Origin of the sequence: Mesorhizobium sp. M0659, assembly GCF_040320605.1 — a bacterium.
GTDB lineage: Bacteria > Pseudomonadota > Alphaproteobacteria > Rhizobiales > Rhizobiaceae > Mesorhizobium.
Window position 1 is genome coordinate 201,399 of the sequence record NZ_JAMYPY010000004.1, and the last position, 25,893, is coordinate 227,291.

At 63.5% G+C, this 25,893-nt stretch carries 25 protein-coding genes; 11 read left to right on the plus strand and 14 right to left on the minus strand.

Annotated features, from left to right (window positions below; genetic code table 11):
• Position 1: 1 nt before the first annotated feature.
• On the minus strand, positions 2–2,455 hold the full coding sequence (locus tag NKI31_RS08600; protein WP_352651217.1) for a GcvT family protein: 2,454 nt from the start codon (positions 2,453–2,455) through the stop codon (positions 2–4).
• Positions 2,452–3,336, minus strand: coding sequence for a phosphotransferase family protein (locus tag NKI31_RS08605; protein WP_023703531.1), 885 nt, complete (start codon positions 3,334–3,336; stop codon positions 2,452–2,454). The genes NKI31_RS08600 and NKI31_RS08605 overlap by 4 nt, the downstream gene beginning before the upstream one ends.
• A 421-nt stretch (positions 3,337–3,757) precedes the next feature.
• On the opposite strand from NKI31_RS08605, the gene NKI31_RS08610 reads away from it, so the two are divergent.
• Complete coding sequence (locus NKI31_RS08610; RefSeq protein ID WP_023692636.1) at positions 3,758–4,522, plus strand: DeoR/GlpR family DNA-binding transcription regulator; 765 nt, start codon at positions 3,758–3,760, stop codon at positions 4,520–4,522.
• Here the strand turns inward: NKI31_RS08610 and NKI31_RS08615 are convergent.
• Positions 4,519–4,764 carry a hypothetical protein gene (locus NKI31_RS08615; RefSeq protein ID WP_352651220.1) on the minus strand — a complete coding sequence of 82 codons (246 nt, stop codon included), beginning with the start codon at positions 4,762–4,764 and terminating at the stop codon, positions 4,519–4,521. The two genes, NKI31_RS08610 and NKI31_RS08615, sit on opposite strands and share 4 nt — an antisense overlap.
• A gap of 162 nt (positions 4,765–4,926) precedes the next feature.
• Here NKI31_RS08615 and NKI31_RS08620 point away from each other — a divergent pair, with 162 nt between their 5' ends.
• The 8 genes from NKI31_RS08620 to NKI31_RS08655 all read left to right on the plus strand — a co-directional run bounded on the left by NKI31_RS08620 (position 4,927) and on the right by NKI31_RS08655 (position 13,474).
• Positions 4,927–5,538, plus strand: a complete 612-nt coding sequence (locus tag NKI31_RS08620) for a DedA family protein (protein ID WP_352651222.1) — start codon at positions 4,927–4,929, stop codon at positions 5,536–5,538.
• Between the two features lie 80 nt (positions 5,539–5,618).
• The gene (locus NKI31_RS08625) at positions 5,619–6,530 is read left to right on the plus strand and encodes a LysR family transcriptional regulator (RefSeq protein WP_023673412.1); all 912 of its coding nucleotides are present in this window, start codon (positions 5,619–5,621) and stop codon (positions 6,528–6,530) included.
• Positions 6,531–6,742: 212 nt separating this feature from the next.
• Positions 6,743–7,897 (plus strand): ABC transporter substrate-binding protein, encoded by a 1,155-nt coding sequence (locus tag NKI31_RS08630; protein WP_023688802.1) that lies wholly within the window; start codon positions 6,743–6,745, stop codon positions 7,895–7,897.
• Between the two features lie 203 nt (positions 7,898–8,100).
• Positions 8,101–9,099, plus strand: a complete 999-nt coding sequence (locus NKI31_RS08635; protein WP_352651399.1) for an ABC transporter ATP-binding protein — start codon at positions 8,101–8,103, stop codon at positions 9,097–9,099.
• A gap of 220 nt (positions 9,100–9,319) precedes the next feature.
• On the plus strand, positions 9,320–10,285 hold the full coding sequence (locus tag NKI31_RS08640; protein ID WP_023698925.1) for an ABC transporter permease: 966 nt from the start codon (positions 9,320–9,322) through the stop codon (positions 10,283–10,285).
• Positions 10,275–11,090 (plus strand): ABC transporter permease, encoded by an 816-nt coding sequence (locus NKI31_RS08645; protein WP_023673416.1) that lies wholly within the window; start codon positions 10,275–10,277, stop codon positions 11,088–11,090. The genes NKI31_RS08640 and NKI31_RS08645 overlap by 11 nt, the downstream gene beginning before the upstream one ends.
• A 104-nt stretch (positions 11,091–11,194) precedes the next feature.
• Complete coding sequence (locus NKI31_RS08650; RefSeq protein ID WP_023685098.1) at positions 11,195–12,622, plus strand: gamma-aminobutyraldehyde dehydrogenase; 1,428 nt, start codon at positions 11,195–11,197, stop codon at positions 12,620–12,622.
• Between the two features lie 153 nt (positions 12,623–12,775).
• Complete coding sequence (locus NKI31_RS08655) at positions 12,776–13,474, plus strand: hypothetical protein (RefSeq protein WP_352651224.1); 699 nt, start codon at positions 12,776–12,778, stop codon at positions 13,472–13,474.
• Between the two features lie 28 nt (positions 13,475–13,502).
• Here the strand turns inward: NKI31_RS08655 and NKI31_RS08660 are convergent, their stop codons facing one another.
• The 11 genes from NKI31_RS08660 to NKI31_RS08710 form a co-directional block, all read right to left on the minus strand.
• Positions 13,503–13,817, minus strand: coding sequence for a hypothetical protein (locus tag NKI31_RS08660; RefSeq protein WP_023732486.1), 315 nt, complete (start codon positions 13,815–13,817; stop codon positions 13,503–13,505).
• A 54-nt stretch (positions 13,818–13,871) separates the two neighbouring features.
• Positions 13,872–14,234, minus strand: a complete 363-nt coding sequence (locus tag NKI31_RS08665; protein ID WP_023688799.1) for a nuclear transport factor 2 family protein — start codon at positions 14,232–14,234, stop codon at positions 13,872–13,874.
• A 76-nt stretch (positions 14,235–14,310) separates the two neighbouring features.
• Positions 14,311–14,790, minus strand: a complete 480-nt coding sequence (locus NKI31_RS08670; RefSeq protein WP_023688798.1) for a carboxymuconolactone decarboxylase family protein — start codon at positions 14,788–14,790, stop codon at positions 14,311–14,313.
• Between the two features lie 110 nt (positions 14,791–14,900).
• Positions 14,901–16,454: an alpha/beta fold hydrolase gene (locus NKI31_RS08675; protein ID WP_023673422.1), complete on the minus strand. Its 1,554-nt coding sequence runs from the start codon at positions 16,452–16,454 to the stop codon at positions 14,901–14,903.
• A gap of 134 nt (positions 16,455–16,588) precedes the next feature.
• Positions 16,589–16,903, minus strand: a complete 315-nt coding sequence (locus NKI31_RS08680) for a formate dehydrogenase subunit delta (RefSeq protein ID WP_023688796.1) — start codon at positions 16,901–16,903, stop codon at positions 16,589–16,591.
• A complete protein-coding gene (fdhD, locus tag NKI31_RS08685; RefSeq protein WP_023698930.1) occupies positions 16,893–17,720 on the minus strand; it encodes a formate dehydrogenase accessory sulfurtransferase FdhD in 828 nt (275 codons plus the stop codon). The genes NKI31_RS08680 and fdhD overlap by 11 nt, the downstream gene beginning before the upstream one ends.
• Positions 17,720–17,944: a hypothetical protein gene (locus tag NKI31_RS08690; RefSeq protein WP_023688794.1), complete on the minus strand. Its 225-nt coding sequence runs from the start codon at positions 17,942–17,944 to the stop codon at positions 17,720–17,722. The genes fdhD and NKI31_RS08690 overlap by 1 nt, the downstream gene beginning before the upstream one ends.
• Before the next feature lie 32 nt (positions 17,945–17,976).
• A complete protein-coding gene (gene fdhF / locus NKI31_RS08695; RefSeq protein ID WP_352651228.1) occupies positions 17,977–20,889 on the minus strand; it encodes a formate dehydrogenase subunit alpha in 2,913 nt (970 codons plus the stop codon).
• 10 nt (positions 20,890–20,899) lie between these two features.
• Entirely contained in the window at positions 20,900–22,456 is a 1,557-nt protein-coding gene (locus NKI31_RS08700; protein ID WP_023673426.1) for a formate dehydrogenase beta subunit, read from the minus strand.
• Positions 22,453–22,932 (minus strand): formate dehydrogenase subunit gamma, encoded by a 480-nt coding sequence (locus tag NKI31_RS08705; RefSeq protein WP_023736169.1) that lies wholly within the window; start codon positions 22,930–22,932, stop codon positions 22,453–22,455. The genes NKI31_RS08700 and NKI31_RS08705 overlap by 4 nt, the downstream gene beginning before the upstream one ends.
• Before the next feature lie 193 nt (positions 22,933–23,125).
• The gene (locus tag NKI31_RS08710; RefSeq protein ID WP_023688790.1) at positions 23,126–24,025 is read right to left on the minus strand and encodes a LysR family transcriptional regulator; all 900 of its coding nucleotides are present in this window, start codon (positions 24,023–24,025) and stop codon (positions 23,126–23,128) included.
• Between the two features lie 158 nt (positions 24,026–24,183).
• Between NKI31_RS08710 and NKI31_RS08715 the strand changes: the two genes are divergently transcribed.
• Both NKI31_RS08715 and NKI31_RS08720 read left to right on the plus strand, forming a co-directional pair.
• Complete coding sequence (locus NKI31_RS08715) at positions 24,184–24,825, plus strand: DUF47 domain-containing protein (RefSeq protein ID WP_023673429.1); 642 nt, start codon at positions 24,184–24,186, stop codon at positions 24,823–24,825.
• A gap of 3 nt (positions 24,826–24,828) precedes the next feature.
• A complete protein-coding gene (locus NKI31_RS08720) occupies positions 24,829–25,833 on the plus strand; it encodes an inorganic phosphate transporter (RefSeq protein ID WP_023703518.1) in 1,005 nt (334 codons plus the stop codon).
• The last annotated feature ends 60 nt before the right edge of the window (positions 25,834–25,893 follow it).

Below are 25,893 nucleotides of genomic sequence, written 5' to 3' on the forward strand. Positions count from 1 at the left end.
TCTACGCCTTGATCCTGCTCATCGAAGAATCGTACATCGGTTCGAGATGAATGTTGGCCGGCGTCCGTTCCATCGCGACCACCAGCTCATAGTCCCCTGAGCTGAGAAAATCGTCGCTGACGCCATCGGCGTTGCGGACATAGCCATAGCCGATGTTCTTAGCCAGCGTGTAGCCATAACCGCCGCTGGTGAGATAGCCGACCGGTTCGCCATTGCGCAAAATCGTCTCGCGCCCGACCAGCACGATATCGGGATCGTCGACCGTGAAGCCGGCAAAGCGTTTCTTCAGGTCGGCGCCGCTGATCTTTTCGAGCGCCCGCCGGCCGACGAAATCGGTGTTCTTCCTCAGCTTCACCGCCCAGCCGAGGCCGGCCTCCTGAGGCGTGTCGTTGGGGGTGATGTCGGAGCCCCAGGCGCGGTAGCCTTTCTCCAGCCGAAGTGATTCCAGCGCCCGGTAGCCGATCGGCCGGATGCCGTGCGGCTTGCCTGCCGCCATCAGCGTGTCGAAAATCTCGCCGGTGGCGGCGATCGGCACATGCAATTCCCAACCAAGCTCGCCGACATAGGTGACGCGCAACGCCCGAACCGTATGGCCGGCAGTCGTGATCTCGCGGATATGGCCGAACGGGAAGGCGGCGTTCGAGACATCGGCATCGGTCACGGCAGCCAGAACGTCGCGGGCCCGCGGTCCCATCAGTGACAGCGTGCCGAAATCCTCAGTGACATCTTTCAGCGTCACGTCGAGACCCTTGCCGACATGGTCGCCGATCCAGGGGAGATCATGCGTGCGGAAGCCGGTGCCGGTCACGATGTAGAATTTGTCTTCGGCGAGCCTGGCCACCGTCAAATCGGCCTCGATGCCGCCGCGCGTGTTGAGAAGCTGCGTGTAGGTCAGCCGTCCCACCGGCTTGGCGACATCGTTGGCGCAGATCCAGTCCAGCGCCTTAGCCGCATCCGAACCCGTCATTTCGTATTTGGCGAAGGACGACTGGTCGAAGATGCCGACTTTCTCGCGCACATGGCGATGCTCCTCGCCGACCGGGCCAAACCAGTTCTGCCGGCCCATGGAATAAATGTCTTCGGATGTGGCGCCCTGCGGCGCGAACCAGTTCGGCCGTTCCCAGCCGAGCTTGGAGCCGAACACCGCGCGGTGCGCTTTCAGCCGCTCGTAGAGCGGCGAGACGATGCGCGGCCGGCCCGAGACGTACTCCTCATGCGGAAAGCCGATCGTGTAATGCTTGCCATAGGCTTCCAGCGTGCGATCGCTGACCCATTGCCGGTCGCGGTGCAAATTGGAAAAGCGCCTGATGTCGACCACCCAAAGGTCGAGCGGCGCTTCACCATCGACAACCCATTGCGCCAGCACCCAGCCGGCGCCGCCGCCGGAAGCGATGCCGAAGGCGTTGAAGCCGGCGCCGACGAACATGTTGGCGCATTCGGGCGCGACACCGAGGATGAAATTGCCGTCCGGCGTAAAACTCTCCGGCCCGTTGATCATCTGCTTGACGCCGACCGTCTCCAGCGCCGGCACGCGCGCGATCGCCTGGCTCATATGCTGTTCGAAATGATCGTAGTCGTCGTCGAACAGGCGGAACTCCCAGTCATCGGGGACATCGCCGCCCGGCAGGCCGGTCGTCCAGGCCTGCGGGTTCGGCTCATAGCCGCCCATCACCAGCCCGCCGACCTCTTCCTTGAAATAGGTGCGGCGGTCGGGATCGCGGATTGTCGGCGCGTCGGTCGCCAGCCCGTCGATCTTCTCGGTGATGATGTACTGGTGCTTGACCGGTTGCAGCGGCACGCAAATGCCGGCCATCGCGCCGACCTGGCGTGACCATTGCCCGGCGCAGTTCACCACCTTGTCGCAAGCAATGTCGCCCTTGTTGGTCTTCACCGCGGTGATGTGCCCGTCCGTCATGTCAAAGCCGGTAACGCGGACGTCCTCGAACAGCTTGGCGCCATGCATGCGCGCGCCCTTGGCCAGCGACTGCGTGATGTCGGAGGGGCTGGCCTGCCCATCGGTCGGCAGCCAGGAGGCGCCGACGAGGTCGCCGGTCTCCAGCAGCGGCCACATCTTTTTGACCTCCCCCGGCGACAGCAACTGCATGTCCATGCCGAAGCTCCTGGCCGTCGTCGCCAGCCGTTTATATTCGGTCCAGCGGTCGGCATTGGTCGCAAGCCTGAGGCACCCGGTCATCTTCCAGCCGGTAGCGAGCCCGGTTTCGGCTTCCAGCCCCTTGTAGAGCTCGACCGAATATTTGAGCACGCGGGTGATCGAGGCGGACGAGCGCAGCTGGCCGACCAGCCCGGCCGCGTGCCAGGTCGAACCCGAGGTCAGCTTGCCCTGTTCCAGCAGCACGACATCGGCCTTGTGGTCGCGCGCCAGGTGGTAGGCCGTCGAACAGCCGATAATGCCGCCGCCGATGACGACGATGCCGGCATGTGTGGGCAAGCTCATGACTGTGTCCCGTATTTCGTGCGGTAATTGTCCAGCGCCGCGTCAAGCCGCGTCAGGTTCTCCGCGGTGTAGGCGACGTAGTCGATGCCGGGCGCGTCGAGGTAAAGTTCGGAAACCATGCTCCACATCGCCTCGCGCAGCAGCGAGGCGCATTGCATGGCCGCGTGCGAGCGGCGGATCGCCTCATCCGGCTCGCGCATGAAATACGCCGTGAGGAAAGTGAAGGACTCCGCGTCGCTCATCTCGGCGTTGGAGGCAACGCCGGCAAGATCGAACATCGCGGTGTTGAAACCGGCATATTCGAAATCGATGAGCCACAACCTGTCGCCATCGTCGAGAATATTTGCCGGCAAAAGATCATTGTGGCCGAAGACGATCGGCAGCAGTTTCTGGGCCCGCTCCAACTCGTCGGCCAGAGCCAGCAGCCTGGGCAGCTCGTCGCGCTTGCGGCTGCCGCCTTCGCTCAGCGTTCGCGCATAGTCGCGGATGACATGGAAGACCCAGAACATGAAGCCGGCGCCGGAGATGTGATTGGGCATCTCGCGATGGAACCCGCGCATAAGGGCTGCGACGCGGCCGATATTGGCGCGCACGTCCTCGGCAACATAGGTTTTCGCGCCGAGAAATTCCGTGACCATGATGCCGGGTTCGGAATGGCGGACCGCCGGCGCGAAGCCTGCGGCGTGCGCCGCACGGGCCGTCATCACCTCGCGGTCGCGAAAGACGTGGTGAAATGGATAGTCCTGGCCGAAGCGCACGACATGCCGCCCGGCCGCGTCCTTGACCAGATAGTTGGCGTTGCTGAGGCCGCCCGGCAGCGGCGCAATGTCGATGCTGCCATTCCAGCAAGGCAAGGCCCGGATGCGGTCTTCAGCAGTCACGGGGCCATCCCTGACTTTTGCGGAGCTTCGATAGGCGCCAAGCGCCGCGCAACGAGGGTTAGGGGAAGCGCAAAAATCTCGTCGGTGCGGGACACAGGAACTCCTATCCCGCACCGCACCGACGAGCCCCTCTGGCCAGGTTTTGATACCCGGTCTCCGCCCCCGCGGATTTGAAAAACTTTGTGCCAGTTCAATCCCAGACGGTCTGGCCAGACGGTCGGGTCCGTGAAATGCGGCTCTGCCATCACCCTCCCGTGGCAGTTCCGAAGCCCTGTCACGCCATCAATGTCACGCTAGTGCTGCTTATCTGTCAATGAAATGTTGTGACTTTTTTTGGGTGTTTTGCCCGAAACCACGAGCAATTCCTTTAAAAACGTCTGCATTGCCCTAAAACCGGGCAGGCCGCAAATCAGGAAGCCACATGATCCATTCGAAACGGCATGGCGAAATCCTCCGCCTCCTCAAGGAAGAGGGCACCGTCACCATTGCCAGCCTCGCCGACCGGCTGGGGGTTTCGCTTGAAACGGTGCGCCGGGATGTCAAGCCACTGACCGGCAACGGATCCGTCTTGAAGATGCATGGCGCTATCGGCCTGCCGTCGATGGCGGGCGAAGCGCCGTTCGAGCGGCGCATGCGCGACAACGCCGAGGCCAAGCGGCTGATCGCCCGCATGGTCGCTGCCACCATTCGCGACGGTGAATCGGTCATGCTGGACACCGGCACCACGACCTCGTTCCTGGCCCGCGAACTGCTCGGCCACCGGCGGCTGACGGTGGTCACCAACTCGTCCGATATCGCCCGCACGCTGGCCACCGTCAACGGCAACAAGGTCTATATGGCCGGGGGCGAATTGCGCAGCGATTCCGGGGCCGCCTTCGGCGCCTCGGCGATCGATTTCGTCAGCCGCTTCTCGGTCAGCCACGCGGTGATTTCGATAGGCGCCGTCGATGCCGCCGCAGGCCTTGCCGACTACGATCTGGAAGAGGCGGAGTTCGCCCGCATGGTGCTGTCGCGCGGCCAGCGCTCGCTGGTCGTTACCGATCATACCAAATTCGGCCGCCAGGGGCTGGTCCAGGTCTGCGGCTTCGACGGGTTTTCCGAACTCGCCACCGACCAGCCGCCGCCGCGCGACATTGCCTCGGCACTTGCCGAGGCTGGAGCGCGCCTTAGCATTGCTGCCGCCTAGCCAAACACCAGCGACTGGCGCGCCACGATCCCGGCCATGCCGCCACCCGATACCACGAAGGCGATGTTGTGCATCATGCGCGCCGCGTCGCCGGCCGCATAAGATGTCGTTCTGGTGAAAAATTGTTTTTCAATCATCCGCTCTTCGCAATGTCCACGCAACTTGGCAGCCGCAAACAGCGCCTCGTCGAAATGCGGGCCGGGCGAATCGCCCGCATCAGCAATGAGGCCACCATGCTGCAAACGATGCCTTGTCTTTCCTCATGGCCTGGACGCTTGCGCGCTCCGACCTGGAAGCGGACCCGGCTTGGCCGGACATTCCGCAACTTTCCGCCGGCGACGGTGTATGACGGTGTACAAGGTGTCCAGGATCAAGAACCTCAAAACCTATGACTGGCGCTTCGCATGACTGATCCACTGTCGGCGATCCTGGGCTTCGGCCTGCTCGGCGTCGGCTGCCTCGCCTTCACCGAAAAGATCCTGCCGCTGCCGCCCTCGCATGTGCTGCTGCTGTTCCTCGGCATGACGGCAGCCCCCGATCTCCCGGCGCTGGCGATCCTGCTCCTGGTGACGACGCTGTCCGCCATCACAGGCTGCCTTGTCTGGTATAGTGTGGGTCGTCGGATTGGCTTGGATCGTGCCGACAGGCTGGTCGAGCGTTTCGGCAAATATGTCTGCTTGCGCTATGCGACCTACAGCAAGCTTGGTCAGGCCTATCGCCGCCATCATGTCCGGGTCTCCTTGCTGGCGCAGTTCATCCCGACGGTTCGCAACTATCTGCCGATCGCGGCCGGCGCGCTCCGTCTTCCACTCTTGCCCTTCGCGGCGGCGACGCTGCTCGGCGCCACTTTGTGGAACACCGGCTTCCTCGTCACCGGCTACCTTATGCGCGGCAGCGGCCGGGATTCCTATGCCATCGGCTTTCGCATCATCGTCATCGTTTTGGCGCTGGAGACGGCGTTCATGCTCGCGCTTCGCTACGGTCCTGCCTGCCGGCGGCGCCTCGGGTTCGGCTGACCAGGAGGCGCCTCAAGCCGTATGGGTATAAGCTCCGCCTTCGGCTTTCCTTCCCCGGCGCGCCGGTGTTTAGTCCGGCCATGGCTTTCACCATCCGCCAGCTGCAGTTCTTCATTGCCGTCGCCGAGCAAGGCACGGTGTCGGGCGCCGCACAAAACCTCTCCATCTCGCAATCCTCGGTCACCGAGGCGATCAAGGAGCTGGAGAGCGATCTCGGCGTCGAATTGTTCGAGCGCCATCCACGTGGCCTCAACATTACTCACAAAGGCCACCAGTTCCTGCGCCATGCGACCAAGATCCTGGCCGACGTCTCCGATGCGCGCCGCGCTTTCTCCGACGACCAGGTGGTGGCCGGCGGGCGCCTGCAGCTCGGCGTCACCTCGCTGGTCGCCGGCTATGTGCTGTCCGATCTGCTGGCGCGCTACCGCCGCGCCTATCCCGGCGTCGATGTCTCGGCCATCGAGGACAATGGCGACTATCTCGAACATCTGCTGATCGGCGGCAAGCTCGACATTGCCGTCATGGTCACCTCCAATTTGCGCGACCGCACCGCGCTGCAGTCGGAAATCCTCGAGGTCTCGGCCTACCGGCTGTGGGTCCCGCTCGGCCACAAGCTGGCCAGCGCCGACATTATCGGCATAGGCGACATTGCCGGCGAGCCGCTGATCATGCTGACCGTCGACGAGATCGAGGAGAACACCGGCAAGCTTCTGGCGGCGATCGGCGCCAGGCCGCATGTCGCCTTTCGCACCCGCTCGGTCGAAGCCGTTCGCAGCCTCGTCGCCACAGGTGCGGGCGTGGCGTTGCTGCCCGACCTAGTCTACCGGCCGTGGTCGCTGGAAGGCGACCGCATCGAATCGCGCGACATTTCGGGTTCCCTGCCGGTCGTCCAGGTCGGCATGGTCTGGCGCCGCGGCTCCGGTCTGCCGCAGGCGTCGCGCGACTTCATCGGCCTTGCCCAGTCGCAGCGTATGGTACGCCAGCAGCGTTGATAGGGTTGCGTGGTTATCTATCGGAAAAACCGATATCGCGTTTCTGATAAATGAATTTGCGAAACCGGAATTTTCCGAGCACTTTTCATGTCAGGGACGAAAGCCGCCATCAGAGCGGCAACGTGCCATCGAATGAACTGACGCTTTTCAGCCTGCGGCTGACCGCGGCGGCGACTCGCTTCGCAGTCAGGCGCCAAAATGGGAGATTGACGATGAATTCATTCCTGAAGACGTGCACCGCCTTGACGGTCGCGCTGACCTTTTCCGGTCAGGCCGTCGCCCAGGTCAAGGAACTTGGCAAGGGCGAAGGGGAGGTCAGCATCGTTGCCTGGCCGGGGTACATCGAGCGCGGCGAAACCGACAAGGGCTATGACTGGGTGACCTCCTTCGAGAAGGAGAGCGGCTGCAAGGTCAACGTCAAGACCGCGAACACCTCCGACGAGATGGTCTCGCTGATGAATGAGGGTGGGTTCGATCTAGTCACCGCTTCGGGTGACGCATCGCTGCGCCTCGTTGCCGGCAAGCGCGTGCAGCCGATCAACACCGATCTCATCCCGAGCTGGAAGGCGGTAGACGACCGTCTGAAGGATGCGCCCTGGTTCACCGTCGACAAGGTGCATTACGGCGTTCCCTATCAGTGGGGCCCGAACATCCTGATGTACAACACCGATGTCTTCAAGGAAGCGCCCAAGAGCTGGAACGTCGTCTTCGAGGAAATGAACCTGCCGGACGGCAAGTCCAACAAGGGCCGCGTCCAGGCCTATGACGGCCCGATCCACATCGCCGACGCCGCCAACTATTTGATGTTCCACAAGCCGGAACTCGGCATCAAGGACCCGTACGAACTGAACGAAGACCAGTACAAGGCAGCGCTCGAGCTGCTGCGTGTTCAGCGGACGCTGGTCGGCCGCTACTGGCATGACGCCGCCATCCAGGTCGACGACTTCCAGAACGAAGGCGTCGTCGCTTCCGGTTCGTGGCCTTACCAGGTCAACACGCTGGTTGCCGCCAAGAAGCCGGTCGCCTCGACCGTGCCGGAAGAAGGCGTCACCGGCTGGGCCGACACCACCATGATGGAGGCCGACGCCGCGCATCCCAACTGCGCCTATATGTGGCTTGAGCATTCGCTGTCGCCCAAGGTGCAAGGCGATGTCTCGGCCTGGTTCGGCTCGCTCCCCGTGGTGCCCGCTGCCTGCAAGGGCAACGAGCTGCTCGGCGAGGAAGGCTGCAAGACCAACGGCTACGAGAACTTCGACAAGATCAAGTTCTGGAAGACGCCGGTCTCGAAGTGCGCCACCCAGAACGACCACTGCGTGCCCTACTACCGCTGGGTGTCCGACTATATCGGCGTCATCGGCGGGCGGTGAGCTCCCTTAACCCTCCCCCTTGTGGGGAGGGTCGACGCGCAGCGTCGGGGGGGCAACGCTGACGTCCGGTGCTAGTCACCCCACCCGCGGCTTCGCCGCGACCTCCCCCATCGAGGGGGAGGTGAAGTGCCGTGCCCGCTGGCCTGATTGGTGGCGGCAAGAGCTATTTCGACGAACACAAACCGGCAACAGACGGACAGCCCATGACATCGGCCGTTTCCTTCCAGAAAGTCTCTCGCCATTTCGGCAGCGTGCGCGCCGTCGATGCGGTCGATCTCGATATCGTGCCGGGCGAGTTCTTCGCCATGCTCGGTCCGTCGGGGTCCGGCAAGACGACCTGCCTGCGCCTCATCGCCGGCTTCGAGCAGCCGACCTCGGGCTCGATCTCGATCTTCGGCGACCGCGCCGAGGGCGTGCCGCCCTATCGCCGCAACGTCAACACGGTGTTCCAGGACTACGCGCTGTTCCCGCATTTGAACGTGCTGGACAATGTCGCCTACGGGCTGATGGTCAAGGGCATCGCCAAGCCGCAGCAGCAGAAGGCGGCGGAAGAGGCATTGTCACTGGTGCGGCTTCCCGGCTATGGCGCCCGCCGTCCCGGCCAGCTCTCCGGCGGCCAACGCCAGCGCGTCGCGCTGGCCCGTGCGCTGGTCAACCAGCCCAAGGTGCTTTTGCTCGACGAGCCGCTCGGCGCGCTCGACCTCAAGCTGCGCGAGAACATGCAGGAAGAGCTGAAGTCGCTGCAGAAGGCGCTCGGCATCACCTTCGTCTTCGTCACCCACGACCAGGGCGAAGCGCTGTCGATGGCCGACCGCGTCGCCGTCTTCAATGACGGCAAGATCATGCAGATCGGCACGCCGGAAGACATCTACCAGCGGCCGAAGACCCGCTTCGTCGCCGATTTCGTCGGCTCCTCCAACGTACTGCCGCCGGACTTCGTCCAGCGCTATTCCGGCCAGCACCGCTGGGGCAGCCTGCGTCCCGAATCCATCCGCATCGGCAGCATTGCGAAAGGCGAAGGGGTTGCCGCGCGCCTGGTCGGAACCAACTATCTCGGCGCTACGACCAAGCTGACGCTCGACGCCGACGGGTTGAGGCTGCACGCCATCGTACCGGCCGGGACAAAGCTGCCGGCGAAAGGCGAAGCGGTGGTGCTGACGTTCAACCGCGAGCATTTGCATTTGATGGACGAGCCGGCATGATTGAGGTTTGCGCCAAGCACCCCCCTCTGTCCTGCCGGACATCTCCCCCTCAAGCGGGGAGATTGGCTGTTCCTCCCGGTTTCGCCAATCTTCAACGTTGGGGATTTGGCGAGGCAGCGAAACTGCTGATCTCCCCCCTTGAGGGGGAGATGTCCGGCAGGACAGAGGGGGGTGTGAAAGAACCCGGCTTCTCAGGGTTCCTTCAGCACGCGGTCTCCCCATGACCATCGCCGCGCTCAACTCAACCTCCGCCCCCGCCATCCTGCCCGGCAGCGGCGGCGTGCGCGGTGCGCTGTCCGACCTGTTCTGGCGCAAGCCGCAACTGCTGCTGTTCCTCATGTTGGCGCCGCCGGTGCTGTGGCTCGGCGTCGTCTATATCGGTTCGCTGTTCGCGCTCTTGGCACAGAGTTTCTTCTCGATCGACGAATTTTCCGGCCTCATCAACCATGAGTTCACGCTGAAGACCTATGGCGACCTGTTCCAGCCCGCCAATCTCGACATCATCCTGCGCACGGTGACGATGGCGGTGCTGGTCACGCTGGCCTCCGCCGCCATCGCCTTCCCGATCGCCTATTATGCGGCGCGCTATGCCCGGGGCCGCTGGAAGGCGCTGTTTTATCTCGGAATCATGCTGCCGCTGTGGTCGAGTTATCTGGTGAAAATCTACGCCTGGAAGTTGATCCTCGCCAAGGAAGGCATTCTGACCTGGCTGCTGGCCAAATTGCATCTGCTCTGGGCGCTCGACGGCTGGCTGTCGCTGCCGGTCGTCGGCGGCAACTCGCTGTCGGTCTCCGCCACCGGCACCTTCATCGCCTTCGTCTATGTCTGGCTGCCGTTCATGATCCTGCCGGTGCAGGCGGCATTGGAGCGCGTGCCCGGCAATCTGGTCGAGGCGTCCTCCGATCTCGGCGCATCGCCGGGCCAGACCTTCCGCAACGTGCTGTTCCCGCTGGCGCTGCCCGGCATCGTCGCCGGCTCGATCTTCACCTTCTCGCTGACGCTGGGCGACTACATCATCCCGCAGATCATCGGCACGTCGCGGCTGTTTATCGGCCAGGCCGTCTATTCGCAGCAGGGCACCGCCGGCAACATCCCGCTCGCCGCCGCCTTCACCGTCGTGCCCATCGTCATCATGGGTTTCTATCTCTGGGGCGCCAAGCGCATGGGGGCCTTCGATGCGCTCTGACGGTTCGCAATCCGCTCCGCTCGGCCTCAAGATCGCTGCCGCCTGCGGCCTGCTGTTCCTGCATCTGCCGATCTTGTTGATCTTCGTCTACGCCTTCACCACGGAAGAGAAGAGCTTCGTCTGGCCGCCGCCGGGGCTGACCACACAATGGTTCGCCGTCACCTGGAACCGGCCGGATGTCTGGCAGGCGCTGTCGCTTTCGGTCCGTGTCGCCGCCATCTCGACCGCGATTGCCTTGATACTGGGCACGCTGTGCGCCGCCGCCGTGTCACGGACGAAATTCTTCGGCCGCGAGACGATCTCGCTGCTCGTCATCCTGCCGATCGCGCTGCCCGGCATCATCACCGGCATCGCGTTGCGCTCGGCCTTCTCGCTAGCCGACATCCCGTTCTCGTTCTGGACGATCGTGCTCGGCCACGCCACCTTCTGCGTTGTCGTCGTCTACAACAATGCGGTCGCCCGTTTCCGCCGCACTTCCGGCTCAATGATCGAGGCCTCGATGGATCTCGGCGCCGACGGCTTCCAGACCTTCCGGCACGTCGTGCTGCCCAACATCGCCACCGCTCTGCTTGCCGGGGGGATGCTCGCCTTCGCGCTCTCCTTCGACGAGGTCATCGTCACCACCTTCACCGCCGGCCAGCAGCAGACCGTGCCGATCTGGATGCTGGAAGAGCTGATCCGCCCACGCCAGCGTCCGGTCACCAATGTCGTCGCCATGGTCGTGGTGCTGGTGACGCTGCTGCCCATCCTTGCCGCCTATTACCTGACCCGCGACGGCGACCAGATCGCCGGTTCGGGCAAATGAAGAACAGCGAATAGGGAGTAGCGAATAGCGAATAGGGAGATTGCACGACCAGCCCTATTCGCTACTCGCTATTCGCTACTCGCTCCTGACCAAGGAGAACCCGCATGGACACCCAGATGCTGATCGGCTCGAAGTTCGAGAACGGCACCGACACCGAGGAGCCGATTCTGAATCCAAAGACCGGGGCGACCATTCTCAACCTGCCTGAAGCCAGCCAGGCGCAGATCGAGGCGGCTGTTACTGCCGCCGGGCGAGCGTTCGTCTTGTGGTCACGCACAACGCCGGCGCAGCGCTCCGGCTATCTCCTCAAGATCGCCGACCGCATCGAGGCCAACGCGCGGGAGTTCGCGGCGCTCGAGGCGCTGAATTGCGGCAAGCCGATCAACGCCGTGCTCAATGACGAAATCCCGGCGATCGTCGACTGCTATCGCTTCTTTGCCGGCGCGGTACGTTCGATGCCGGGCGTGGTCGCCGGCGAATATCTGCCCGGCCACACCTCGATGGTGCGGCGCGACCCGATCGGCATCGTCGCTTCCATCGCGCCGTGGAACTATCCACTGATGATGATGGCCTGGAAGCTGGCGCCGGCCATTGCCGGCGGCAACACCGTCGTCTTCAAGCCGTCGGAGCAGACGCCGCTGACGGCGCTGAAGCTGGCCAGGATCCTGGCCGAGGTTCTGCCCGAGGGCGTCGTCAATGTCGTGCTCGGCCGCGGCGACAGCGTCGGCAACACGCTGATCAATCACGCCAAGGTCAACATGATTTCGATCACCGGCGACGTCGCCACAGGCAAGAAGGTGCTGCAGGCCGCCGCCAAGTCGGTCAAGCGCACGCATCTGGAACTCGGCGGCAAGGCGCCGGTCATCGTTTTCGACGACGCCGACCTCGGCGCCGTGGTAAACGGCCTGCGCGCTTTCGGCTACTACAATGCCGGGCAGGATTGTACAGCCGCCTGCCGCATCTATGCCGGCAAGAAGATCTACGACAAGCTCGTCGCCGATCTCTCATCTGCCGTCTCGACCATCAAATACAACCAGCCCGATGACACCAAAAACGAGATCGGGCCGCTGATCTCGCGCCGCCAGCGCGATCGCGTCTCGAGCTTCGTCGAGCGCGCTTCGGAACTGAAGCACGTCGAGATCACCACCGGCGGCAAGCCCGGCGAAGGCTCCGGCTTCTATTACCAGCCGACGGTGGTTGCCGGCGCGCTGCAGGAAGACGAGATCGTGCGCCGCGAAGTGTTCGGTCCGGTCGTCTCCATCACCCGCTTCTCCGAAGTCGATGAAGCCGTGAACTGGGCCAATGACAGCGACTACGGCCTGGCATCCTCGGTGTGGACCAAGAACGTCTCGCGCGCCATGGCGACGGCCGCCCGTCTGCAATATGGCTGCACCTGGATCAACACCCATTTCATGCTGACCAACGAGATGCCGCATGGCGGGCTGAAGCAGTCCGGCTACGGCAAGGACATGTCTCTCTATGCGCTGGAGGATTATACCGCCGTTCGTCATGTGATGGTGGCGCATGGGTAGAGGCCGCCACTATCTCTAAAATATTCGCCAACCCGTTTTCTGTACATTAAGCGAGAGTTACTTTTGCGGTACGGCGGGAGTTCACGATTTACTGAATATTCAACCTGAACGAGCAGCCTCTTGCCGGGAAACCGCGCGGCGAGGGGTTTGCGCATGAACACGACCAAGATCAAGCTGGTACTCATTGGCGGCTTCTGTCTGCTGATCGCTGTGTTCGGCGGCAAGGACATGATCAAGAAGAGCGGCTGGCCCGAGGCACCTGCTGAAATCCTCGCGGTCAATGTCGAATGCGACATGGAATCGACCGCCCACAAGATTGTCTACAAGACCGTCAGCACCGCCACGATCCCGTGCGAACTGGTGGATGCGTTCAAGACGGTTCATGCTGACAAAGAGTGGAAGGTGACCCAGAAATTCACCGGCACCTTGCGCGTCGGCACCGGCGCCGACGCCGTCGAGGCCACGATGGAGCTGAACAAGAACGGTGCCCGCGAACCGCAGGTCGGCGACAAGCTCACCGTCGTCCAGAACCCCGCCAACCCCACCCAGATCGAACGCACCGGCATGACCGGCACGCGTTTGACGATCGTCATTGGGGCTGGACTGCTCGGCGCGTTGCTTCTCTATCTTGCTTTCAAACCCCGCCGGCGAATGTCGACCTCCGCCGTGGCGGGCAACCCTGCCGAAGATGCCGGCGCGGACCAGCGCGCGCGCCAGGCCGACGCCTTGATAGCGGCGGCCCTGGCCAAGCAGGCCACATTGCCCAATCAGCCGGCACGTGTCGCGGCTGCCGGATTGGCCAGGGAAGGGCGGTTTCCCGGGCAGCGGACGAGTTTCGGCCGCCGCAACTGATGGCCGAAAACTGCTGCACCTGCCACGGCTACTCCACGATGCGATAGATGTTCCAAAGGCTGGTGCCCGACACGACGTAGGGCTCCATCTCCTTGCCCCATTTTGCGTGCGCGTCGATCTTGCCGATCTTGGCGAAGAATCCCTCCAACTGGGCAAGGCTTTCGACCTGATGATGCGATTCGACCGTCGCTTCCCGGGCGCCGATCGAACCGGTCATGATCTGGAATTTGAGGTCGGCGATGCCGACCTGAGAGCCGATCTCGCGTTCCCATTTCTTGAGCAGTTCGAGCACGGTCTGCTTGTGTCCGAACTTGGCGTCGATCTGCCATCTGGCGCTGAACATTTTTGTCTCCTCCAGTTATGCGGCCCCAAACCGCGGTTGATCTTTCGCGGTGACCTACTCGTCCCAGGCTTGCACGACGGTCTGTCGCGCAATCCGCCCATTCTTCAGCTCCAGCATCGCCGCGCAGAACACTTTCGTTCCGTCCGGATAGGCGCAGGCCTGGGTGAAGGCGAGATTGTCGCCATCGGCGATGGTGGTGTCGACCTTGTGGGTCATCGCCCGGCTGCAGATGTCGTCCCAGAACGTGCTGATCGCCGCCCGGCCGCGGATCTCGCGCGGCTTGCTCGGCGGATTGTTGCGGTCGATCACCCGCACCAGCGCGTCGTCGGCATAGAAGCTCGCCAGCATCCTGCCGTCCCGTCCTTCGATCGCTTTCTTGATCGCCGCGCCGTCCACGCTTTGCGTCTTTGTCAGCATTTCTTCCTCCATGGCCCGTCGATCGGGCGGTTGATGATCAAGCACTGCCCGGCGCGCACCGCCGGGCGTTTGTCTTTCACTGCGACTTGGCTTTGACGGCTGCGAACACGCCGTCGGTCTGTTGTTTGAAGGTCGCGAAGTCGACCTGGCTGCCGTTGAGCATCGTCGACCAGTGGCGCACGATGGCCGCCATCGCGATCGCTTCCTTGATCTCCTCATCGGTCGCGCCATTGAGCTTGGCGGCCTCGGTGTGGAAATAGATGCAGTACTGGCAGGGGATCTGCGAGGCGACGGCCAGCCCCAGCAGTTCCTTGGTCTTGCCGTCGAGCGCGGTCTTGGGGTTGAGCTGCACACCCTTGATCTCGGCCCAGGCGCCGGCAACCGCGACATCGGGCAGCGTCTTGAACATGTCCGGCACTGAGCCGAGCGTCGCCTCGATGTCCTTGTAGGCGGCGGCCGCCGAGGCATCCTCGGCTCTGGCGGGAGCGATCGTGAACAGCGCGCCAACGCCTGCCGCTATCACCAGCGATTTGATCGACCTGTTTGACTTCAGCATTGCATCCTCCATCCGCAGTGCCTTTCCCGGCGACATCCGCCTGGCCTGCATGGAGAGAATTGGTACGCCTCGACCCCACCTGGCCGCTTCGCCCGAAAGCGCCATGGTCCCTATGGCCCGTCCGGGCCAGCCTGCCTGGCGGAAAATGCCGCTGCCGCCGCCCGTGACGGCAAATCGAGCTTCAGCAATATGTTGGCGACATGACGCTTGACCGTATGCTCGCTGAGCCTCAGCTCGGCGGCGATCGCGGCATTGCTCTTGCCGTCGGCGATCAGGATCACCACCTCGCTTTCGCGCGCCGTCAGTTGAGCCGGCTCGGCGGGTTTCGCCTTGGGGCGGCAGGCCGGCTCCAGGTGCTGTTCCGACGTTGCCTGGACCAGCGCCAGCGGCTCGTCCAGCTCATCCACCGTGACACGCCCGGCATCGATGAAATGCAGGCCGGACCCCGCCGCCAGATCGGCGGCCAGCCGCGACGCCAGAATATCGCCGCGCCCGGCATGGGCGGCGATCTGCATCGTCACCCGTGCCATCAGCCCCACCGGCGGCCCGCGCATTTCGACCTCTCCGACATGGGCGCCCTGGGCGCTTGCAATGCCCATATGTTGCGCCGCATCGCGCAGTGCCGCCGCGCAGCGTATGGCCCGCGCCGGCCCGTCGAAGCGCGAGATCATCAATTCGCCATGGATGCCGGCGACGCGTCCGCCATGACGGCCGACCAGCTGCTGCCAGCTCTCCTGGAAGCGCTCGCTACGTTCGCTCCACATGCGGTCGCCAACCCGCGCCGTGTCGTAGATGCGTGTCGCCAGAAGAGCGGCAAGCACGCGCTCCGCTTCGGCCACGGCACGCTCGCCGGTCAGGAATTCCTCGATCAGGTCGGCCACCCGGTCGACATCGCCGGTCCAGATCGGGTGGTCGCGCCCGGGGACCTCGACCAATCGCGCATTGGCGATCTCTTTCGCCAGGAAGCGGCTGGCGTCCGGGTCGACCCGCGCGTCGTTGCGGCGATGAATGAGCAGTGTCGGTGCGCCGATCGCCGACAGCACGCCGCGCACATCGATTCCGGCATTCATCCGGGCAAGGGCTGCCGCTGCCGTCGGACTGGCCGACAGCCGCTCGAAGCGGGCCCACCACTGGGTGAAATGCGCATCATCTACCCGGCCGGGAGCGAAGTTGGGCAGTGTGGCGCCCGTGCCCCATTCCGTGCCGGCCGTCGCGATGAAGGCCTCGAGGCGCTCCGGCGACATCACCCATTTGTGGAAATGCGCATAACCGCCATAGAGCGCCAGCGCTCGTGTCCGTTCCGGATAGGTGGCGGCAAACAACATTGCCATCGGCGCGCCTTCCGAAGCGCCGAGCAAGGCCGCGCGGCCGCTGCCGGTGGCATCCATCACCGCGCGCACATCGTCCATGCGGGTTTCGAGGCTGGGCAGGTGGCGTGGGTCGACGCGGTCGGACAGGCCGGTGCCGCGCTTGTCGAACAGGATCAGCCGCGAGAACGCCGAGAGCCGTTTCAAGAGCCTGGCGTAGCCCTCGTCTTCCCAATGCAGGTCGAGATTGGAGATGAAGCCGGGCACGAAAACCAGGTCGAACGATCCCTGGCCGACCACCTGATAGGCGATCCGCACGTCGCCGCTGAGGGCATATCGCGTCTCGATCGGCCTCACGTTGCTATCCCGCCCGGCCAGACGATTTCTGATCGCCGACCATAGCAGACGCCTGGCGGATGCGGCAGCCAAACTTTAGAAGACAGGAATATAGCCCGCGGCGAACCGTGTTCGCCCGCCATTTCTGGGGGAGGCTATTTCTGGGGAGCGGCGCTCTCTGCACCCGTGGGTTGGACGTAGCCGATGCTCACATCGGCCTGCTCCTCGGTCTTCGGCCGCTTGATCCTGGCCGAGGCCACGACGACGAGTTCGTCAAAACCTTCGCCGCCACTGTCCAGCATCTCGAAGAACTGCCGGCGCATCCTGGGCTCCCAGAACTTGTTGATGTGCTCGGCCACGCCCGCCACACCTTCCTCGCGGGGCCTTGAATGGAAGAAGGCGGCGATCTGGTTGGCCATGCGCACCAGCTTTTCCCCGGTGCTCGTGATGTGTTCTTCGTCATGCGACATGCTGGGCAACTCCCAAGACCACCCGTTCCGGGTGGGTGAAAACATCGAAATCGTCGCCGCGCACCAGCGCCACCAGCGTCATGCCGGCCTCTTCGGCGGTGCGGATGGCAAGGGCTGTCGGCGCCGACACGGCGATGATGAAGGCGGAGCCGATCGCCGCCGTTTTCTGCACCATCTCCACTGAGACGCGTGATGTCACCACCACCGCGCCCGATGCACCGTCAATGCCGGCCTTGGCCAGCGCGCCGGCCAGTTTGTCCAGCGCATTGTGCCGGCCGACATCCTCGCGCGCCATGACGATGCCTTTGCCGGGAATGTAGAAGCCCGCTGCATGCACGGCGCCGGTTTCTGAATGCAGAGGCTGCACCTTGGACAAAAGCTTTACCGAACGGGTGATGTCGTCGGCTTCAAGCGTAAGCTTGGACGCACCAACCTTATCGACCGAGCGCATCGCTTCCTCGATGGATTCGATGCCGCACAGCCCACAGCCGACCGGGCCGGCGAGCCGCCGCCGCCGCGCCTCGAAGCGCGTATTGGCCTGGTCCTTCAGCCGGATCTGGATATCGATGCCGGCGCCATGGTCCTCGACCTCGATCGCCTCGATCTCGTCAGGCAAACCGATGATGCCTTCGGTCAGCGAGAAGCCGAGCGCGAAATCCTCGAAGTCGGCCGGGCTCGCCATCATCACCGCATGGGTGGTGCCGGCAAACGAGAACGCCACCGGCGTCTCCTCCGGCACCATGCGGTTGGCCGCCGCGGTGCCACTTGCACGGTGGGCGAGGCGAGAGATCTGGCTGATTGGCTGGCGGGAGCGCATCAGGGTCCCTTCATCCAATCCGGTGTCAGTTCCGGAACATCGCGCGCGATGGATTCATAGGCCTTATGATGCCCGTAGCCCATTATGTACGCGACAATGCGGCGAAGGTTGTTGAAATCCTCCTCGGAAGCATGTCCCTGGATATCGAACAAAAACTGGTTCAGGTCGGCGCCTTGCTTCTCACATAGGCGCAGAAGCGTTTCGTAGGCTTCCTTTTGAGTCACTCTTGTTTCCTCCGGCGGCGAGTCTACCCAGACTACTCCGCCGCCTGTAGCGGAGCGATGCGGCGGCTCTGCTCGGCCTGCTCGTTATAGTCGCGCTGCCAGTCCGAAGGTCCGTTCGACGCGCCGACCTGCACTGCGGTCACCTTGTACTCCGGACAATTGGTCGCCCAGTCGGAGAAGTCGGTGGTGATGACGTTGGCCTGCGTGTCCGGATGGTGGAAGGTGGTGTAGACCACGCCCGGCGACACCCGGTCGGTGATCAGCGCACGCAGCGTCGTCTCGCCCGAACGGCTGGTCAGCCGCACCCAGTCGCCATCGCGCAGGCCGCGGTTATCGGCATCGTGCGGATGGATCTCCAGCCGGTCCTCCGAGTGCCACATGACGTTTTCGGTGCGCCTTGTCTGTGCACCGACATTGTACTGGCTGAGGATGCGGCCGGTGGTCAGCAGCAACGGGAAACGCGGCCCGGTCCGCTCGTCGGTCGCCACATATTCTGTGCGGATGAACTTGCCCTTGCCGCGCACGAAGCCGTCGATATGCATGATCGGCGTGCCGAGCGGCGCCTTCTCGTTGCAGGGCCATTGCACCGATCCGACACGGTCGAGCAGATCGAAGGAGACGCCGGCGAAGCTTGGCGTCGTTTTGGCGATCTCGTCCATGATTTCGGAGGGATGCTGGTAGTTCCAGTCCAGCCCGATCGCGCGGGCAAGCTCCTGTGTCGCTTCCCAGTCGGCATAGCGCGCCTTCGGCTCCAGCACCTTGCGCACCATGTTGATGCGGCGCTCGGCATTGGTGAAGGTGCCGTCCTTTTCCAGGAAGGTCGAGCCCGGCAGGAAGACATGCGCGTAGTTCGCTGTCTCGTTGAGGAACAGGTCGTGCACGACGACGCATTCCATCGCCGCCAGGCCGGCCGCGACATGCTTGGTATCAGGGTCCGACTGCAGGATGTCCTCGCCCTGGATGTAGATGCCCTTGAAGGAGCCGTCGACGGCGGCATCCAGCATGTTGGGGATGCGCAGGCCCGGTTCGTCGTCGAGCTTCACCCCCCACAGCGTCTCATAGATGTCGCGCACCGCCTCGCCGGAGATGTGGCGGTAGCCCGGCAGTTCATGCGGGAACGAGCCCATGTCGCAGGAACCCTGCACGTTGTTCTGGCCGCGCAGCGGGTTCACGCCGACGCCGGGACGGCCGATATTGCCCGTCGCCATGGCAAGGTTGGCGATCGCCATCACCGTGGTCGAACCCTGGCTGTGTTCGGTGACGCCGAGGCCATAATAAATCGCGCCATTGCCGCCCTTGGCATAGAGCCGCGCAGCACCTCGGACCAGTTCGGGATCGACGCCGGACAGCTTGCCGACGATTTCGGGGCTGTTTTCCGGCAAGGCGACGAAAGAAGCCCAATCCTGGAACTCCGCCCAGTCGCAGCGTTCGCGGATGAAGGCTTCGTCGAAAAGACCTTCGGTGACGATGACATGCGCCAGCGCCGTCAGCACCGCCACGTTGGTGCCGGGCTTCAGCGGCAGGTGATAGTCGGCCTCGATATGCGCCGACTTGACCATTTCGGTGCGGCGCGGATCGAGCACGATCAGCTTGGCGCCCTGGCGCAGCCGCTTTTTCAGCCGCGAGGCGAACACCGGGTGCGCGGAAGCCGGATTGGCGCCGATGATGACGGCGACATCGGTGAAATCGACGGAATCGAAATCCTGCGTGCCGGCCGAGGTGCCATAGGTCTGGCCGAGGCCGTAGCCGGTCGGCGAGTGGCAGACGCGGGCGCAAGTGTCGACATTGTTGTTGCGGAAGCCTTGGCGCACCAGCTTCTGCACCAGATAGGTCTCCTCGTTCGTGCAGCGCGAGGACGTGATACCGCCGATGGAGGTGCGGCCGTATTGATACTGGATACGGCGGAATTCCTTGGCTGTATGGGCGATGGCCTCTTCCCAACTCACCTCGCGCCAGGGATCGCTGACCTTTTCCCGGATCATCGGCGACAGGATGCGGTCCTTGTGGGTCGCATAGCCATAGGCGAAACGGCCCTTCACGCAGGAGTGGCCGTGGTTGGCCTTGCCGTCCTTGTAGGGCATCATGCGAATGACTTCGTCGCCCTTCACTTCGGCCTTGAACGAGCAGCCGACGCCGCAATAGGCACAGGTAGTGACGGCGGAGCGCTCGGGCATGCCTTTCTCAAGCACGGTCTTTTCACGCAGCGCATCGGTCGGACAGGCCTGCACGCAGGCGCCGCAGGATACGCATTCGGAGGCGATGAAATCCTCGTGCATGCCGGCGACCATGCGCGATTCGAAACCGCGGCCCTCGATCGTCAGCGCGAAGGTGCCCTGCACCTCCTCGCAGGCCCGCACGCAGCGCGAGCAGACGATACATTGCGCCGGATCATAGGTGAAATAGGGGTTGGACTCATCGCGGGCGATGTAGTCGACCGCCAGCGAGCCATGGCCGGGCGCGACGCCGTTTTCCTGCTTGACGTGGTTGCGGCCCTCGATGCCGAAGCGGTTCTCGGTCAGGCCGACCGATTTCGCCACAACGTCGAACTCGCTGGCGCCGGTGCCGGCCTTCTCGTTCCAGCCGGTCGGGTGGTCGGAGACGTAAAGCTCCATGACACCGCGGCGGATGGCGTCGAGCCGCTCGGATTGCGTGCGCACCACCATGCCTTCGCCGACGGGGGTCGTGCAGGATGCCGGCGTGCCGCCGCGCCCGTCGATCTCGACCAGGCAGACGCGGCAGGAGCCGAACGAGTCCAGCATGTCCGTGGCGCAGAGTTTTGGGATCTCGACCCCGCCTTCCATCGCCGCGCGCATGATCGACGTACCCTCCGGCACGCTGATGCTGCGGCCGTCGACGATCAGCGTAACCTGCTTTTGCGCCTTCGATTCCGGGGTTCCGTAATCGAGTTCTTCGATGAGTGTCGGGAAGTCGGCCTTGATATTCATCTGCCAGCTCCTATTCAGCAGCCACGCGCGCCGGCGCGGGCTTGAAATCTTCGGGGAAATGGGTGATCGAGCTCATCACCGGATAGGGCGTGAAGCCGCCCAGCGCGCAGAGCGATCCGAACTTCATCGTGTTGCAGAGATCGGTGACCAGTGCCAGGTTCTTCTCCGGCTCGATGCCGGCGGCAAGCCGGTCGATGGTCTCCACCCCGCGTATCGAGCCGATGCGGCAGGGCGTGCACTTGCCGCAGCTTTCGATGGCGCAGAACTCCATGGCAAAGCGCGCCTGCTTCAGCATGTCGGCCGTGTCGTCGAACACGGTGATGCCGGCATGGCCGATCAGCCCGTCGCGCTTCGCGAACTCTTCGTAGTCGAACGGCGTGTCGAACAGGCCGCGCGGGAAATAGGCGCCGAGCGGGCCGCCGACCTGCACCGCCTTCACCGGGCGACCTGTGGCCGTACCGCCGCCGATATCGTCGACGATCTCGCCCAGCGTCATGCCGAACGCCGCCTCGAACAGGCCGCCGAACTTGACGTTGCCGGCGATCTGTATCGGGATCGTGCCGCGCGAGCGGCCCATGCCGAAATCCTTGTAGAAGGCAGCACCCTTGTCCATGATGATGGGCACGGAGGCTAGGCTGATGACGTTGTTGATCACCGTCGGCTTGCCGAACAGACCCTGGATTGCCGGCAGCGGTGGCTTGGCGCGCACCACGCCGCGCTTGCCTTCAAGGCTGTTCAGCAGCGACGTTTCCTCGCCGCAGACATAGGCGCCGGCGCCGACGCGGATTTCCATGTCGAAGGCGTTGGGCGAACCCAGCACGCTGACGCCGAGCACGCCTGCCTTGCGGGCGACCTCGACAGCCTTGTTCATGACAGCCACCGCATGCGGATATTCCGAGCGGATATAGACGAACCCCTTGGTCGCGCCGGTGGCGATGCCGGCAATCGTCATGCCTTCGATGAGCACGAAGGGGTCGCCCTCCATAATCATGCGGTCGGCAAAGGTGGCGCTGTCGCCCTCGTCGGCATTGCAGACGATGTATTTGCGGTCAGATGTCGTATCGAGCACCGTCTTCCACTTGATGCCGGTCGGGAAGCCGGCGCCGCCTCGGCCGCGCAAGCCCGATTCCGTGACCTGTTTGACGATGTCGAGCGGCGCCATGGCCACCGCGTTCTGCAGGCCCTTGAGCCCGCCCAGTGACTTGTAGGCATCGAGCGATAGCGGGTCGTTGATGCCGCAACGCGCAAAGGTCAGGCGCGTCTGCTTGGCCAGGAACGGGATTTTGTCGGGCGCGCCCAGCCAGCGCTTGTGATGCCCGCCGGTGAGAAAGCCGCTGTCGAACAGGCTCTTGACGTCCGATGGCTTGACCGGCCCGTAAGCGACGCGGCCCTTTTCGGTCGCGACCTCGACCATCGGTTCGAGGAAATAGGCGCCGCGCGAGCCGTTGCGGACGATCTTGGCCTCGACGCCCCGTTCAGCCAGTTCCGCACGAACAGCCTTGGCGACCTTTTCGGCGCCGAGCGCCAGCGCGCCGGAGTCACCTGGAATGTAGATGCGCGGGATCATGAGCGTACCTCCCCGACGATCTCTTCGATCTTCTCGTCATCGAGCCGCCCGATCACCTCACCATCCAGCATCGCCGACGGTGAACAGGCGCACAGCCCGAGGCAATAGACAGGCTCAAGTGTAACCGATCCGTCGCGGGTGGTCTCATGGAAATCGATGCCCAACAACTGCTTGACCTTTGCGGCGATCGCATCCGAACCCATCGACTGGCAGGCTTCCGCCTGGCAGAGCTTGAGCACATGCCGGCCGGCCGGCCGGGCACGGAAATCATGATAGAAGGTCACAACGCCATGCACTTCGGCCCTCGACAGGTTCAGCCCATCGGCGATGACGGGCACGGCGTCCTGCGGCACGTGGCCAAATTCGTCCTGGATCTCGTGCAGGATCGGCAGCAGCGGGCCTTCGAGGCCCTTCAACTCCTGGATGATCGCCGCCGTGCGCGACTGTATCTCGGTACTTGCTGGCTGCATCGTCACGCAGCGCCCTCCCTATCGTAGCGATCGATGCATATATCGTCCAAAAGCATGACGCGGTTTTGGAACAACGACATGCCTACGCCGCTTAATCGCTAAGTGCTTAAGAAATCAGAGAAAACCCCTGAAATCAATAAAGCGGTTTCGTTGCACGATAGAAAATTTCTATCGCGCCGATTGATCAGTTATGACTAGCTCAGCGATTGGCGCGGAAATCGTCTGCCAGCGCCATCGCCTCGTCCAGCAGCGCCTGCACCAGCGGCGTGTGCGGTTCGCGCGGCGCGGCGACCAGCCCGACCGTGTGGCTGGCATCCGGTTCGACGATCGGAATGGCCCGGATCGGCTCGGAAAAACCGAATGTTTCCGCCAGGTTGAGCGGCATGATCGACGACCATTTGCCTGTCCGTATGTGGGAGAACAGCACGATCATCGAGTTGGATTCCAGTGTCGGCCGCACCTGCACGCCGGCCTCGGCCAGATGCTGGTCGATGATGCGGCGGTTCTGCATGTCCGGCGTCAACAAGCAGAGCGGCAGCTGGCTGATTTCGGCCCATGTCACTTTGTCGCGATCCGAATAGGGATTTCCGACCGCCGTGATCAGCTGGTAGCGCTCGTCATAGAGCGGCACGCTGGTCACCCGTCCGAGAGGCTCGTTGTCGAGATAGGTGATGCCGGCATCGACGTCGAAATTGCCGAGCAGCGACAACACCTCGATCGAGGTGCGCGACAGGATAGAGAAGGTGACGCCCGGATGCTTCTCGCGAAATGGCGTCGTCAGCCGCGCCACCATGGCGAGGGCGGTTGGGATGGCGGCAATACGGATACGCCCGGACAGGCCATGTCGCGCCGCCCGCATCTCTTCGCGCATGGTCCTGGAATCGCCGACGATGCGACGCGCCCACACCAGCACCTGCTTGCCTTCCGGCGTCAGCCCCTGAAAGCGCGAACCGCGATTGACCAGCATGACGCCGAGCTGGCCCTCCAGCTGCTTGATCCCGGCCGACAAGGTCGGCTGCGTGACGCCGCACGCTTCCGCCGCCCGGCCGAAATGCTCCTCCTTGGCCAGCGCGATGAAGAATTCGAGCTTGTCGATCATCCCATCCGTCCGTTCGTTGCGCGCAAGGTCGGGGAAATTGCCTTTCGCCGCAAGCTCTACCCGCAATTGGCCATGCATCCACATCTTTGGGCCGGCTGGCTGTTTCCCCCGGCCGAACACGGCGCTATGTGGTTGGATGGAATACGAGGAGATCGGACATGCTGGGCTGGTTCCGCAAGCTTTTGCCGCGCGAAGATCGCTTCTTCGACCTCTTTGAACGGCATTCCCGCACCGTGGTCGGCGGCGCCGAGGCGCTGGAGCAGCTTCTGCAGGGCAAGGACATCGATCGCTGGTGCCAGAAGATCATCGATCTCGAGGACGAGGCCGATCATATCACGGCCGAAGTCCTGCTGGCGGTGCGGCGCTCCTTCATCACGCCTTTCGATCGCGGCGACATCAAGGACCTGATCCAGTCAATGGATGACGCCATCGACATGATGCACAAGACCGTCAAGACGGTGAAGCTGTTCGAAAAGAAGGAATTCGACCCGCTGATGCAGGAGATGGGCGGCGTCATCGTTGCCGCCTCCAGGCTGGTTGCCGAAGCGATCCCGCTGCTCAGCAAGGTCGGCACGCACACGGTACGCCTCAACGCCATCGCCGAAGAGGTGATGCGCGTCGAAAGCCGCGCCGACGATCTGCATGAGCAGGGATTGAAGGACCTGTTCAAGCGGCATGGCCGCAGCGATCCGATGGCCTACCTGATCGGCTCGGAGATCTACGGCCAGCTGGAGAAGGTGGTCGATCGCTTTGAGGACGTCGCCAACGAGATCAGCGGCATCGTCATCGAGAACGTTTAGGCAATGGAAGCCACCATCGCCTTTCCCGTGCTGATCGGCCTTGTCGCCGTCGCGCTGTTTTTCGATTTTCTCAACGGCCTGCACGATGCAGCGAACTCCATCGCCACCATCGTCTCCACCCGCGTGCTGAGACCGCAGTATGCGGTCCTGTGGGCGGCTTTCTTCAATTTCATCGCCTTCATGTTCTTCGGCCTTCACGTGGCTGAAACCGTGGGAAAAGGTATCGTCGACGTCAGCATCGTCACGCCGGCGGTGATCTTCTCGGCGCTCGTTGGCGCCATCGTCTGGAACATCGTCACCTGGATTGCCGGCATCCCGTCCAGCAGTTCGCATGCCCTGATCGGCGGGCTCGTCGGCGCCGGCGTTGCAAAGGCTGGACCCGGCGCCATCGTCTGGACCGGGCTTGGCAAGACGGTCGCCGCAATCGTCGTGTCGCCGGCGACAGGGTTTGTTCTGGCGCTGGTCCTCATCCTGGCCGTTTCCTGGCTGTTCGTGCGCCAGACACCATTCGCCGTCGACAGCACTTTCCGCGTCATGCAGTTCTTTTCGGCCTCGCTTTATTCGCTAGGGCACGGCGGCAACGACGCCCAGAAAACCATGGGCATCATCGCCGTGCTGCTCTATTCGCAAGGCATGCTCGGCGGGACGTTCTACGTGCCGCTGTGGGTCGTCCTCACCTGTCAGACAGCACTGGCGCTCGGCACTTTGTTCGGCGGCTGGCGCATCGTCCACACGATGGGCTCGAAGATCACCCGGCTGAACCCGATGCAGGGCTTCTGCGCCGAGACCGGCGGCGCCATCACCCTGTTTGCCGCCACCTGGCTTGGCGTTCCCGTGTCGACCACCCATACGATCACCGGGGCCATCATCGGTGTCGGCGCTGCCCGTCGCGTCTCGGCCGTGCGCTGGGGCATTGCCGGCAACATCGTCATCGCCTGGATCGTCACCTTGCCGGCCACGGCTGCAATTTCGGCGCTCACCTACCTAGCGGTTGGCCTGGCAGGGTGAGGCGGACACCGGTGGTGCTTGGAGTCGCTGCCAATCTGCACTATCTGAGCCGCAGCCAAA